The organism is Hoeflea algicola, assembly GCF_026619415.1.
Classification (GTDB): Bacteria; Pseudomonadota; Alphaproteobacteria; order Rhizobiales; family Rhizobiaceae; genus Hoeflea; species Hoeflea algicola.
The window spans coordinates 200254-213630 of the sequence record NZ_JAOVZR010000001.1; the positions used below are offsets into that span (position 1 = coordinate 200254).

Annotated in this window: 10 protein-coding genes and 1 pseudogene; all 11 read left to right on the forward strand. The window is 62.9% G+C overall.

Going from position 1 to position 13377, the window contains the following annotated elements:
• Positions 1–35: 35 nt before the first annotated feature.
• The 11 genes and pseudogenes from OEG84_RS01080 to OEG84_RS01130 all read left to right on the forward strand — a co-directional run bounded on the left by OEG84_RS01080 (position 36) and on the right by OEG84_RS01130 (position 13335).
• Positions 36–3884: a baseplate multidomain protein megatron gene (locus OEG84_RS01080; protein ID WP_267652024.1), complete on the forward strand. Its 3849-nt coding sequence runs from the start codon at positions 36–38 to the stop codon at positions 3882–3884.
• Between the two features lie 29 nt (positions 3885–3913).
• Positions 3914–4120 (forward strand): hypothetical protein, encoded by a 207-nt coding sequence (locus tag OEG84_RS01085; RefSeq protein ID WP_267652025.1) that lies wholly within the window; start codon positions 3914–3916, stop codon positions 4118–4120.
• Between the two features lie 103 nt (positions 4121–4223).
• The gene (locus OEG84_RS01090; RefSeq protein ID WP_425602808.1) at positions 4224–4517 is read left to right on the forward strand and encodes a hypothetical protein; all 294 of its coding nucleotides are present in this window, start codon (positions 4224–4226) and stop codon (positions 4515–4517) included.
• A gap of 140 nt (positions 4518–4657) precedes the next feature.
• The gene (locus OEG84_RS01095; protein ID WP_267652026.1) at positions 4658–5344 is read left to right on the forward strand and encodes a response regulator transcription factor; all 687 of its coding nucleotides are present in this window, start codon (positions 4658–4660) and stop codon (positions 5342–5344) included.
• A pseudogene (locus tag OEG84_RS01100) lies at positions 5341–6721 on the forward strand (sensor histidine kinase). Before OEG84_RS01095 ends, OEG84_RS01100 begins: the two are co-directional and overlap by 4 nt.
• A 153-nt stretch (positions 6722–6874) precedes the next feature.
• Positions 6875–7354 carry a hypothetical protein gene (locus tag OEG84_RS01105; protein WP_267652027.1) on the forward strand — a complete coding sequence of 160 codons (480 nt, stop codon included), beginning with the start codon at positions 6875–6877 and terminating at the stop codon, positions 7352–7354.
• A 143-nt stretch (positions 7355–7497) separates the two neighbouring features.
• The gene (gene ccmI / locus OEG84_RS01110) at positions 7498–9090 is read left to right on the forward strand and encodes a c-type cytochrome biogenesis protein CcmI (protein WP_267652028.1); all 1593 of its coding nucleotides are present in this window, start codon (positions 7498–7500) and stop codon (positions 9088–9090) included.
• A complete protein-coding gene (ccmE, locus tag OEG84_RS01115; protein ID WP_267652029.1) occupies positions 9087–9566 on the forward strand; it encodes a cytochrome c maturation protein CcmE in 480 nt (159 codons plus the stop codon). Before ccmI ends, ccmE begins: the two co-directional genes overlap by 4 nt.
• A 36-nt stretch (positions 9567–9602) precedes the next feature.
• Entirely contained in the window at positions 9603–11585 is a 1983-nt protein-coding gene (locus tag OEG84_RS01120; RefSeq protein ID WP_267652030.1) for a heme lyase CcmF/NrfE family subunit, read from the forward strand.
• Complete coding sequence (locus OEG84_RS01125; protein WP_267652031.1) at positions 11582–12070, forward strand: cytochrome c-type biogenesis protein; 489 nt, start codon at positions 11582–11584, stop codon at positions 12068–12070. The genes OEG84_RS01120 and OEG84_RS01125 overlap by 4 nt, the downstream gene beginning before the upstream one ends.
• Before the next feature lie 35 nt (positions 12071–12105).
• Positions 12106–13335 (forward strand): bifunctional alpha/beta hydrolase/OsmC family protein, encoded by a 1230-nt coding sequence (locus tag OEG84_RS01130; RefSeq protein ID WP_267652032.1) that lies wholly within the window; start codon positions 12106–12108, stop codon positions 13333–13335.
• Positions 13336–13377 lie beyond the last annotated feature (42 nt).

The window sequence follows — 13377 nt, forward strand, 5'->3', positions numbered from 1 at the left end:
CAGCCGCTTCAAGACCGAAAAAGCGAGATAATTTCATGTCGACACTCTTGTTGCAGGTTGCCGGCGCAGCGCTAGGCAGTGCCTTCGGACCGGTCGGATCCGCCATCGGGTCGGCGATTGGCGCCACCATTGGCGGCATGCTCGACACCAGCCTGATCAAGTCCACTCGCACCATTCATGGCCGCGGACTTACCGGCGCCCGCATTCCCGCCGCCGACGAGGGATCGCCGGTGCTCAGGGTGCCCGGCACCATGCGGATTGCCGGCACGCTGATCTGGGCGACGCGGTTTGAGGAAACCGTCACCCGCGAGCGTCAGGGTGGCAAGGGCCGTGGCCCCAAGGTAGAAAACTACGCCTATCATGCCAATTTTGCACTGGGATTGTGCGAAGGGCCAATCGCCTCGATCCGTCGAGTCTGGGCCGACGGCCGCGAACTCGATCTCGAGACCCTGGAGATGCGGATCTACCGGGGCACGGCTCAGCAATTGCCCGATCCGCTGATCGAGGCCAAGCAGGGCGCGGGCCGGGCGCCGGCCTGGCGTGGGCTCGCCTATGTGGTGTTCGAGCGGCTGCCGCTTGATGATTTCGGCAATCGCATTCCCGCCTTCCAGTTCGAGGTGGTGCGGCCGGTGGGAAAGCTGGAAACGGCGATCGAGGCGGTGGCGCTGATTCCGGGCTCGACCGAGCACGGCTATGCGACGACGCCGGTGCGCGAAAGCCTGGGCGTCGGCGCGCAACGGCTGATCAACCGCAACATGCGCCAGGCATCGACCGATTGGGCGCAGTCGATCGATGAGTTGCAGGCGCTGTGCCCCAATTTGAAATCGGTGGCGCTGGTTTCGGCCTGGTTCGGCGATGACCTGCGCGCCGATCGCTGCCGGTTCCGGCCTGGTGTCGAAGTGGCGGCACGGGCAGGCGAGACCCGTCCCTGGAAGGTCGGCGGGCTGAGCCGCGCCACCGCGCATCTGATCAGCCGCAATGACGGCGGCCCCGCCTATGGCGGAACCCCTGACGACAGCGCGGTGATCGAGGCGATCCGGGATCTCAAGGCGCGCGGGCTCGAAGTGGTGCTCTATCCCTTTGTGCTGATGGACATTGCAGCGGACAACGCGCTGCCCGACCCGTATGGTGGCATCGGCCAACCTGCCTATCCCTGGCGCGGACGGATGACGGCAGCGCCGGCGCCGCGCGAGCCCGGCAGCCCCAATGGCTCGGCGGCGATGCGAGACCACATCGATAGCCTGTGTAGTGAGACGAGTGCCGCCGATTTCGCGATTGCCGGCGGTATCGTGAGCTGGCTTGGCGGCGACGAGGGCTACCGGCGCTTCGTGCTGCACCATGCGGCACTGGCTGAAGCTGCCGGCGGTGTTGACGGGTTCATCGTCGGCTCCGAAATGATCGGGCTGACGCGTTTGCGGGATGGAAGCGGCGGGTTTCCCTTTGTCGATCAATTGATCGGGCTGGCAACCGAGGTCCGGGCGATGCTGGGAGGGGAGACCAGGCTGACCTATGCAGCCGACTGGAGCGAATATTCAGGCTATCGACCCGCTGATGGCAGTGGCGATGTGATCTTCAACCTCGATCCGCTGTGGGCGCATCCGGCGATTGGTGCTGTCGGCATCGACAATTACATGCCGCTTAGTGACTGGCGCGACAGCGATCTCACTGCGGGCAACCCCGATGGCGCCCGCCATGCCAATGATGCTGCCGCCATGGAAGCGGTGATTGCCGGCGGCGAGGGATTTGACTGGTACTATCAGGACGAGGCCGGGCGTAATGCCCGCGAGCGCCTGCCGATCAGCGACGGACTGGCGGGCAAGCATTGGCTCTACCGGGTCAAGGATCTGCGCGGCTGGTGGGAAAACCAGCATTTCGACCGCATCGGCGGCAGTGACGCCTCGACGCCCAGTGCCTGGGTTCCCGAATCAAAGCCGTTCTGGTTCACCGAACTTGGCTGTCGGGCGGTCGACAAGGGCGCGGGGCAACCCAATCTGTTTCCGGACCCGAAGTCCTCGGAAGCAGCCCTGCCATGGTTTTCCAATGGTGGCCGCGACGACCTTTCCCAGCGCAGCTTTCTTGAAGCCCATCTGGCGCATTGGGCGGGGTCGGACAATGCCGATGGCATGGTTGATCCCCGTCATATCCATCTGTGGAGCTGGGATGCGCGGCCGTTTCCGGCGTTTCCGCTGTCGCGCGAAGTCTGGTCGGATGGCGACAATTGGCGCACCGGTCACTGGCTCAATGGCAGGCTCGGGACGGTGGCGCTCAAGGACCTGATCGCCGCCCTCCTGATTGAGGCCGAGTTTGACGCGTTTGATGTCGATCGGGTGGATGGAATGATCACCGGGCATGTGCTGTCGAGCCCGCTGTCGCCGCGCGCCGCACTGGAGCCATTGATGGAGGCATTTGCCATCGATGTGCGGGAAGGGCCGACGGGGCTGGAGTTTTCCTCGAGCTTGCGCATAGGCACTGCGGCGCGCGGGGTTGATGTTGTCGCCGAAACCGACGAGGGGCCGCTGTTTGAGGAAATCCGCGGCGAAATCAGCGAATTTGCCAATGAGGCGGTTCTGCAGTTTGTCGATCCGCTGGCCGATCACGCCCCCGCCTCGGCACGATCGCGCAGGCTTGAAGGCGAGCCGCTGCGCCAGCGTGACCTGCAGCTGAGCATTGCAATCGATCCGGGGCTTGCGCGCATGACTGCCGATCGCTGGCTGCACGATCACCGGATGCAGCGCCGGCGGTTGCGGTTTGCGCTGCCGCCGCAAGCGGTCGCACTTCAGCCCGGCGATACGATCCGTCTGTTGCCCGACACGGCGCCGCGTGGCCTGTTCCGCGTCACCCGTATCGAGGACGGTGATCTGCGTCGGATCGAGGCGGTGTCGCATGCAGGGGCAGCGACTGCGGCGGCGGTGGAAAGCTTGCAGGACCGTGCGGCGGACGACGCCAACGCCTTTTTTGCCCCCGAAATTGTCTTTCTCGACCTGCCGGTACTCTCCGGAACGGAGGTAACGGCTTGGGCGCGGGCAGCCGGCCTGTCGCGGCCATGGCGCCGGGTGGCGCTGTCGAGTTCGGTGGAAGAAGAGGGCTATCGGCTGCGCGCGACGCTGGATGCGCCAGCCCGGATCGGGCAACTGGCAACGCCGTTGCTGCCGGGGTTTGCGGAGGGGAGACTCGATCGGAGCAGGGCAGTGGAGGTCGATCTGGCTTTTAGCGGACTGGCAACGGTGAGCCGACTGGCGCTTCTCAACGGTGCCAATGCGGCTGCGGTGCGCTCGGTCACAGGTATCTGGGAAGTGCTGCAATTCGAGGTCGCCGAGGAAATCTCGTCCGACCGCTGGCGGCTCGAAAATCTGTTGCGCGGGCAGGCCGGAACCGACGATGCCATGCGTGCCGGCGCGGAGGCCGACGCCACTTTCGTGTTGCTCGATACCGCGGTCAGGCCGCTGGGCCTGTTGCCGGAGGAAGCGGGGCGCGATCTCAACTGGATTGCCGAACCTGCCGGTGCTGCCGCCCGTGGCGCGACGCCGCAGCTGTTTGCCGGCGGTGAGCGCGCGTTGATTCCGCTGTCGCCGGTGCATCTGAGGGCCTGCCGTCAGCCCGGTGGCGTGCTGTTTGACTGGATCCGGCGCGGCAGGATCGGCGCCGACAACTGGACGCCTGCCGAAATTGCCAATGATGAGAACAGCGAGCGCTACCGGGTGGAACTGCTTGAGGCAGGGGCAGTGCTGCGCAGCATCGAGGTGGATAGCGCGCAATGGTTCTATCCCGATGCCGACGAACTCACCGATTTCGGCGCACCGCAGACCGAATTGACGCTGCGGGTGGCCCAGGCAGGCAAGTTCCTGCCTTGGGGCGTGGCCCGGACCGCCACGGTCCGACCTTGAAATTTCAACAACATGAAAGGATATGTGTGATGTCAGAGACAAAACCCTGGTGGCAATCACGAACCTTGTGGGGCGCCATTGTAACGCTCGGCTCAGCGGCGCTCGGGCTTGCCGGTATGGAATTCGGCGCCGGCGACCGTGAAGCCCTGATCGAATTGTTGACCTCGTTGGGGGCGGCGGTCGGCGGTCTCATCGCCGTGGCTGGCCGGATTTCCGCCAAACATCGGATCGGCTAAGGTGTAATCCGTGAACCGCCCGCCTGATCCATTCATTTGCGGTTCAGGCGGGATATTGTATCAATCGCCTCAAGTACAAACACGAACCGCTTTAGGGCTGATCATGATCGCGAATATTCTCAGTGTTGGTTTAATTGTCGCGCAGGCCGCCATGGCAACGCCGCTGGCAGCCGATATGCGTGCGCCTGTCGGCACTGCTCCTGACGGAACCGCCATCGTGCGCGTGGCGGCGGATTGTTCGGGCGCCGCCGCGCAGGTGGTGGGCCAGACCGGCGGGCAATTGCTGTCCGCCTCGGCCAAGACGCAAGGCGGCAAGGTGGTCTGCGTGATCACCGTGCTGGTGCCCGGCAGCGGCTCGGAGCGTCCCAAGAAGGTTACGGTGTCGGTCCCCCAGTAAGTCAGATGCGAACGGTCCGCGCACCTTCCGGTGCAGCGGATAGGCTTGGGCACAATGCGCGAGTCGGTGCATTATGCCGGACGCCACCGCGAGAGCGGTTTTGGCAGGCCAATTAGGCAATAAAGCGGGAGCAAGTTCAGGTGCGCATTCTAATCGTTGAGGATGACAAGGATCTCAATCGCCAGCTTGCCGAGGCGCTGGAGGAGCAGGCCTATGTGGTCGACCGCGCCCATGACGGCGAGGAAGGCCATTTTCTTGGCGATACCGAGCCGTATGACGCGGTGATCCTCGATATCGGCTTGCCGGAAATGGACGGCGTGACGGTGCTGGAAAAATGGCGCGCTGACGGCCGGATAATGCCGGTGCTGATTCTGACCGCTCGCGATCGCTGGAGCGACAAGGTTGCCGGCATCGATGCGGGGGCCGACGACTACGTCACCAAACCGTTTCATGTCGAGGAAGTGCTGGCGCGAATCCGCGCCTTGATCCGCCGCGCTTCGGGGCACGCCAGTTCCGAAATCGCCTGCGGTTCGGTGCGGCTCGACACCAAGGCCTCCAAGGCGAGTGTCGACGGGGTGACGCTGAAGCTCACCAGCCATGAGTTCCGGCTGCTTTCCTATCTCATGCACCACATGGGCGAGGTGGTGTCGCGCACCGAACTGGTCGAACACATGTACGATCAGGATTTCGACCGCGATTCCAACACCATCGAAGTGTTTGTCGGGCGTCTGCGCAAGAAGATCGGCGTTGAGCTGATCGAGACGGTGCGCGGGCTCGGCTACCGCATGACACCGCCCGAGGGGGCAGGTACGGGCAAGACCGGATGAAGCGTGGATCACTTACCGCGCGCGTCTTGCTGTTTGCCTCGATCTGGGTGGCTGTCGCCCTTGTTGTTATTGCCATTGTCATTTCCCAACTGTACCGCTCAGGCAGCGAGCGCGCCTTTGGCGATCTGCTGCGGGCGCACCTCAACAGCGTCATCAATGCGGTGTCGATCGATTCAGCCGGCCATCTTTCGGGCCGTCCGCAACTGGGAGATCTGGTGTTTGATCAACCCGGCAGCGGCTGGGTCTGGCTGGTCGAACCGCTGGGCGGCGTCAGCAGTCCGCGTTTGGCCTCGATCTCGATCGGTGATGAGACGCTGCAATCACCGCCGATTGCCAAGGTTCCCTTCGATAGCCGCTATTTGCGCTTCTATGTGACTACCGACAGTTTCGGCAATCAGCTCGAGGTGGTCGAAACCGAGGTCGAACTGGACAATCAGGGGGCGCCGCACGGTTTAGGGTGGCGGCCAATCGTGACGTGCTTGAAGCGGAAATCGCTGCGTTTTCAACCAATCTTTATCTGGCGCTGGCCCTGTTCGGGATCGGCAGCCTGCTGATCAATGCGGTGGCGATCCTCTACGGCCTCAGGCCGCTTGATGGCGCGCGCCAGGCGTTGGGGCGGATCAGGGCAGGCGAGGCGGACCGGCTCAACGGTTCATTCCCGAGGAAATCGCGCCGCTGGCGGGCGAGATCAATGCGCTGATCGACGCCAATCACCGGGTGATCGAGCGCGCCCGCATGCAGGTAGGCAATCTGGCGCATTCGCTCAAAACGCCGATTGCCGTGCTTCTCAATGAATCGCGCGATATGATGCCGGCGCATGCCAAGCTGGTGCGCGCCCAGGCCGAAACCATGCAGGCGCAGGTTCAGACTTATCTCGACCGCGCCCGCATCGCCGCCCAGCGCGGCAGTGTACTGGCGCGAACCGAAGCGGCCCCGGTCATCGAGCGATTGGTGCGGGTGATGGCCAAGCTCAACCGCGACCTCAGTTTCTCCACCGATATTGAACCGCGCGAGGCCGTGCTTGCCATGGAGACCCAGGATCTGGAAGAAGCACTCGGTAACCTGGTGGAAAACGCCGCCAAATTTGCCCGCACCAATGTTGTCGTCCGGCTGCGTCCGGTGCCGGTATCGGAAGGGCAGGCGGCAATGTTCAGGATCGATATCGACGATGACGGTCCGGGGCTCGACGAGACGCAAATGAGCGAGGCGGTCAAGCGCGGGCGCAGGCTTGACGAAACCAAGCCCGGCACCGGCCTTGGCCTGTCTATCGTTGACGAGATTGCCGCCGAATACAAGGGCAGTTTCACGCTGGCGAGCACCGCATCGGGCGGGCTGTCGGCGCGGCTGACATTGCCTGGGTTAAAACTGGATAATTGAGTGCATGACACCAAAGTGACTGAAATTGCGCCGATTTCCGTAGGGCGTTGAGGTAACATGAAATAGGTGAACGCAAGCGCGGCAGATCGACGACGTCACAATGCGGCCACAGCAAGGCGGCAATAAGATCAAGCGCGGCTACGATCGGCAGAAATGCCGCGCAAGGACAAGGATGATGACGGCATGGCCTATTCAGTGACGAGACTGGCAAAGTTTGCCTGTATTGCTGCGCTTTCCGCGGTGGTTGCGGGCTGTATCAGCGCCAATGGTCCCAAGCCGCTGGCATTTGCATCGATCACCCGTCCCGCAGTTGCCAGCAGCGATACCATTCTGGGGGCGCTCAACGACGGCATTCTGCCGCAAAGCGCCGTCAACGGTCTGTCGAAGCCTGAAAAGCTACGGGCGCTGGAAGCCGAGTACCAGGCGCTTGAAAAGACCCCGTTGGGCCAGAAGGTCGCTTGGGCAAGCCCGGTCGGCGGTGCATCGGGCGAGGTGACGGCGGGCACACCCTATCAGGTCGGCCAGCAGAATTGCCGCCAGTACACCCACACCGCCACCATCAGGGGCGCGCCGGTGACCGGTCAGGGGGCGGCTTGCCGCAACCCCGATGGCAGCTGGACGCCGCTCAGTTGAGCATCACCTGTTGATGCCCGCGACCGGGCGATGAACTCGGTGAGTGCCAATGAGGCCGGTTACGAACGCGACCAAACGCCCCATTGTTGTGCAGAGCGCCGTTTGCTGTTGGAAATTGAACCATGCTCGGATATTGAAGCCACATGTTATTTTGGGTAATTGCAGCCGTCATGACCGCCGTTGCGACTCTGGTTCTGTTGGGACCATTGGCGCGATCTCGTTCGCAATCGTCGGACGTGCCGGAACTCCATGACGTGGAAGTCTATCGTGACCAATTGGCCGAGGTTGACCGCGATCTCGCCGGCGGCCTCGTCGAACCGGCGCAGGCGGAGGTCGCGCGCACCGAAATCTCGCGCAGACTGCTGGCCGCAGCGCGCAAGAGCGATGCTGCCGAAGCCGGCGTTGGCCGCCACAACAACCGTGGTCTGCGCCGTGCGGCGATCATTGTTGTCGCCCTGTTCATGCCGTTGGCGGCTCTCACCGTCTATCTGGAACTCGGACGGCCTGACCTGCCGCAATTGCCGTTGGCCGCGCGCCTCCAGGCCGATCCCGAAAATGTCGACATCGCCATGCTGGTCAGCCGCGCCGAGCAGCATCTGGCCACCAACCCCGATGATGGCAGGGGCTGGGAAGTGCTCGGTCCGATTTATCTCAGGACCGGACAGTTCGCGGAATCAGTCACTGCGTTCCGCAAGGCGGTCGCCCTCCTCGGGCCATCGGCGGGCCGGTTGTCCAATCTCGGTGAAGCCCTGTATTCGCAGGCCGGAGGCATTGTCACCGAAGAAGCGGGGCTAGCTTTCCAGACCGCTCGCGAGCTTGATCCCAACGATCCCAAGCCGCAGTTCTTTCTGGCACTGGGTTTGTCACAATCGGGCAAGCGCGAGGCGGCGTTGTCGGCCTTTTCCGCCATGGCCGAGAGCGCACCGGCCGAAGCGCCATGGCTTCCCGCCGTGCGCACTCATATTGCCGAGTTGCAGGCGGGCTCCGGCCTGGTTCCCGGCCCGTTGTCTGGTGCGGGATCGACGCCGCGTGGACCATCGGCTGCCGATGTTGTCGCCGCCCAGGACATGAGCCCGCAAGAGCGCCAGGAGATGATTGGCACGATGATCAGCGGGCTGGAATCCCGGCTTGGCGAAAATCCCGATAACATTGAAGGCTGGCTGCGGCTGGTGCGGTCGCTTGTCGTGATCGGCGAAGAGGCCCGGGCGCAGACCGCGCTCGATCGCGCATTTGCCGTGTTTGCCACTCCAGGCGCTGACAATCAGCGGTTGGTCGCCATTGCCGATGAACTTGATCTGGTTGCCACGGCCACGCTCGGCGGCGTGCCGATGGCGCCGGCCAAGCCGGCCTTGCAGTCCGCTCCGGGTAAACCGGCCGCGGCGATCAAGACGCCGTTTATTCTGCCGGGGGTCAATCCGGATACGGTCAACGGCGCTGCGCCGGGCGGGCCTAGCCAGGCCGATATTGCCGCCGCCGACAGCATGCCGGTCGAGGACCGCATGGCAATGATCCGCGGCATGGTGGAATCGCTCGATTCCAAGCTCAACGAAAACCCGGACAATATGGAAGGCTGGCTGCGGCTGGTGCGCTCCTACGCGGTGCTTGGCGATCCCGGCGCCGCGGGCGCGGCGTTGCAAAAGGCATCGCTGACATTCCCCGGAGACAGCGAAGGTGGCCGGGCACTGGCCGAACTCGCCACTGAACTGGGTCTCAATATTGCGATGGAAAGCCGATGAACCGCAAGCAGAAGAGATTGATTATCATTGCCGCAGGTGCGGTATTTCTGGTGGGCGCGGCCGCACTGGTAACCTCGGCGCTGCGCGAGCAGATCGTGTTTTTCAATTCGCCCACCGACGTGCTGGCGCAACCGCTGGCGCCGGGCACGCGGGTGCGGCTAGGCGGACTTGTCGAGGAAGGCTCGGTAGAGCGCGGCGAGAATTCAACGGTAACCTTTGCCGTCACCGATACCAACGCATCGGTGAAGGTGCACTATGTCGGTATTCTCCCCGACCTGTTCCGCGAGGGGCAGGGAGTGGTGACAGAAGGAACGTTCTCGCCCGAGCTGGGCATCTTCGAAGCCGACATGGTGCTGGCCAAGCATGACGAGAATTACATGCCCAAGGAAGTTGCAGACGCACTCAAGGCACAGGGCGTCTGGCAGGAAGGCGACCCGACGCCGGGCGTCGGGGATCAACCCACATCCGGCAATTGAGCGTCACTGACGCCGCTGCGGCAAAGGAGAAAAGCCATGATAACCGAGATCGGCCATTTCGCACTTGTTCTTGCCCTGGCGACGTCGGTGGTCCAGTCGCTGGTGCCGCTGATCGGTGCGCGCCGCAGGGATGCAAGCCTGATGGCCGTTGGCCCAAAGGCGGCGCTGACCACGCTGATGCTGGTGGCGATCTCCTATGTGGCGCTCACCAATGCCTATGTGACATCGGATTTTTCGGTCCAGAATGTCATCGAGAACTCGCATTCGCTCAAGCCGATGCTCTACAAGATCACCGGCGTGTGGGGCAATCACGAAGGCTCGATGTTGCTGTGGCTGCTGATTCTGGCGCTGTTTTCGGGGCTGGTGGCGGTGTTTGGCCGCAACCTGCCTGATACGCTCAAAGCCAATGTGCTTTCGGTTCAGGCCTGGATCACCGTGGCGTTTCTGCTGTTCGTGCTGCTGACTTCGAACCCGTTCGCGCGGGTTGATCTGCCGCCGATAGAAGGCAATGACCTCAACCCGATCCTTCAGGATGTTGGGCTGGCGATCCACCCGCCGTTGCTCTATCTCGGCTATGTCGGCTTCTCGATCTCCTTTGCCTTTGCCATCGCCGCGCTGATCGAGGGTCGCATCGATGCGGCCTGGGCGCGCTGGGTCCGGCCCTGGACATTGGCGGCGTGGGTCTTCCTGACCGCGGGCATCGCCATGGGCAGCTACTGGGCCTATTATGAGCTTGGCTGGGGTGGCTGGTGGTTCTGGGATCCGGTGGAAAACTCCTCCTTCATGCCCTGGCTGGTCGGCACCGCGCTGCTGCATTCGGCGCTGGTGATGGAAAAGCGTGAAGCGCTGAAGATCTGGACCGTACTGCTGGCGATCCTGACGTTTTCGTTTTCGCTGCTGGGCGCGTTCCTGGTCCGTTCGGGCGTGCTGACCTCGGTGCATTCCTTTGCTTCCGATCCGGTTCGCGGCGTATTCATCCTACTTATTCTGGTGGTATTTATTGGCGGCGCCCTGGCGCTGTTCGGCCTGCGCGCCGGCTCTTTGAAGGCGGGCGGCATTTTTGCTCCGATATCGCGCGAAGGGGCGCTGGTGCTCAACAACCTGTTTTTGACAACGGCGGCTGCCACCGTTTTGATCGGCACGCTTTACCCGCTGTTGCTGGAAGCCACGACCGGAACCAAGATTTCAGTCGGCCCGCCGTTCTTCAACCTGACGTTTGGTCCGCTGATGGTGCCGCTGCTGCTGGCGGTGCCATTCGGGCCGCTGTTGGCGTGGAAGCGTGCCGACTTGGCAGGTGCTGCGCAACGACTCTATTTCGCCGCCGGCATTGCGCTGCTGGTGGGCCTCGGCATGGTCTTCCTGCGCACGGGTGCACCGGTGCTGGCGGGGCTGGGCATTGCGCTTGGTGTCTTCCTGATCCTTGGTGCTTTCACCGACCTGGCCTTGCGCTCGGGCGTTGGCCGGCTCAGCTCAGGCGTGGCCTGGGGCCGCCTGATCGGTCTGCCGCGCTCGGCCTTTGGCGCAGCCTTTGCGCATATGGGGCTTGGCGTTGCTGTCATCGGCATCGTTGCGGCCAGCACGATGTCCACCGAATCGGTGGTCGCCATGAATCCCGGCGACACCGCGCAAGTGGCTGGCTATGAACTGCGGTTTGACGGTCTGCGCGAGATCGCCGGACCCAATTACACTGCGCAACAGGGTGAGTTCACCGTGTTGCGTGGTGGCGTGGCCGTGGACAACATCAGCGCAGCGAAGCGGTTTTACCCGGCCCGCGGCATGCCCACTACCGAATCGGGAATCCTAACATTCGGCGCCAGCCAGCTTTACATCGCGCTTGGTGAACTCGACCCGAATGGTGGAATGGTGGTGCGGATCTGGTGGAAATCGCTGGTGACGCTGGTCTGGTTCGGCCCGATCCTGATGATGATTGGGGGGCTGTTCTCGCTTTCCGACCGGCGATTGCGCATCGGCGCTCCGAACCGTGCCCGTGCCAAGAAGACAGCCGGGGTAACGGCATGAACCTGCTGCGCCAGGCGCTGGCTCTATTGCTGCTGACAATTGCGTTGGCGTCGCCTTCATGGGCGGTCAATCCCGATGAAGTGCTCGACAATCCGGTGCTGGAGGCCCGCGCCCGAACGCTCTCGAAAGAGTTGCGGTGCATGGTTTGCCAGAACCAGTCGATCGACGATTCCAATGCCGAACTGGCGCGTGATCTGCGGGTTCTGGTGCGTGATCGATTGGTGGCTGGTGACAGCGACGAGGCGGTGCTCGACTACGTCGTCTCGCGGTACGGTGAATTCGTACTGCTCAAGCCTCGGTTTACCCTGCAGACACTGATGTTGTGGGGCGGTCCGGCGCTAATCCTGCTGATTGGCGGCATCGCGATGCTGGTCCTCAGCCGAGGTCGATCGCGGGCGGCAAGCGCCACCGGCGCTGCCGGGCTCAGCGAGGCTGAACAAGTCGAGCTCGCGAAACTGTTGACAGACCGTGATCAGCAAGCCTGATAGAGAAGTCCTTTGATCAGACAAAGGGGCACGATATGACGGCACACACCATTCGCGCGGATTTCGAAGGCCATTCCGGCGCCAAGCTGGCGGCGCGGCTCGATCTGCCCGCCGGTGCGATTCGAGCCTGGGCTTTGTTTGCGCATTGTTTCACCTGTTCCAAGGACACGCTTGCCGCTCGCCGGATTTCCGGTGAACTGGCGCGCGCTGGCATTGCCGTGATGCGGTTCGATTTTACCGGCCTGGGTTCGAGCGATGGCGAATTCGCCTCCACCAATTTTTCCTCCAATGTCGCCGACCTGCGCGCAGCCGCCGATTGGTTGGCCAAGCATTATGATGCGCCGGAAATTCTGGTTGGCCATTCGCTGGGTGGTGCCGCAGTGCTGGCGCTCGCTGGGAACTTGCCGTCGGTCAAGGCGGTGGTGACGCTTGGAGCACCGTCGGAAGCGAGCCATGTGATCCACAATTTCGGCAGCCGTGTCGATGAAATCGCCGCCAAGGGCGAAGCCGAGGTCAATCTCGGCGGACGTACCTTCACCATTCAGAACCAGTTCATCGAGGATCTCAACGCCACCAGCCTGGCCGAACGCATCGGTAGCATGAAAAAAGCGTTATTGGTGCTGCACGCCCCGCGCGACGCGGTGGTGGGCATCGACAATGCCGGCGCTATCTTCACCGCCGCCAAGCATCCCAAGAGCTTTGTCTCGCTTGATGGCGCCGATCATCTTCTCACCAACCCGGCGGACGCCAATTATGTTGCCGGGGTAATTGCTTCCTGGGCGGCGCGCTATCTGGCCAGCGAAGTCCCTCGGACTGCAAATGCACCCGTCGAGGATGTAGTGGTCGGCGAAACCGGGCAGGGCAAGTTTCAGGTTTCGGTTCAGGCCGGACCGCACCGGTTTCTGGCCGATGAACCGGCCGACGTCGGCGGCTCAGACACCGGGCCCACACCTTATGATTTGGTCGCCGCCGGGCTCGGCGCCTGCACGGCAATGACCCTGCGCATGTATGCCCGGTTCAAGAAGATCGACCTTGGTCTTGTCACCGTCACGGTGAGCCACAACAAGGTGCATGCTGCCGATTGCCTTGAGTGTAGCGAAAACGAACGCGCCAAAGGCGGCAAGATCGACCGTTTCGAACGGATGATCTCGATTGATGGCGGTGCGCCGGCGGAACTGGCGGACAAGATCATCGAGATCGCCAACAAATGTCCGGTCCACCGCACGCTCGAACATGGTGCAAAGGTCGTCACCCGCCTCGAATAACTGCTCCGGGCCAGAGTGTTGTGGGGTGGCTCGTGGCACTGA

Coding starts and splice junctions, on each gene's coding strand:
- OEG84_RS01105 (WP_267652027.1), top strand. CDS start 6,875: ATGCCGCGCAAGGACAAGGATGATGACGGCATGGCCTATTCAGTGACG.
- OEG84_RS01080 (WP_267652024.1), top strand. CDS start 36: ATGTCGACACTCTTGTTGCAGGTTGCCGGCGCAGCGCTAGGCAGTGCC.
- OEG84_RS01085 (WP_267652025.1), top strand. CDS start 3,914: ATGTCAGAGACAAAACCCTGGTGGCAATCACGAACCTTGTGGGGCGCC.
- OEG84_RS01130 (WP_267652032.1), top strand. CDS start 12,106: ATGACGGCACACACCATTCGCGCGGATTTCGAAGGCCATTCCGGCGCC.
- ccmE (WP_267652029.1), top strand. CDS start 9,087: ATGAACCGCAAGCAGAAGAGATTGATTATCATTGCCGCAGGTGCGGTA.
- OEG84_RS01090 (WP_425602808.1), top strand. CDS start 4,224: ATGATCGCGAATATTCTCAGTGTTGGTTTAATTGTCGCGCAGGCCGCC.
- OEG84_RS01125 (WP_267652031.1), top strand. CDS start 11,582: ATGAACCTGCTGCGCCAGGCGCTGGCTCTATTGCTGCTGACAATTGCG.
- OEG84_RS01120 (WP_267652030.1), top strand. CDS start 9,603: ATGATAACCGAGATCGGCCATTTCGCACTTGTTCTTGCCCTGGCGACG.
- ccmI (WP_267652028.1), top strand. CDS start 7,498: ATGTTATTTTGGGTAATTGCAGCCGTCATGACCGCCGTTGCGACTCTG.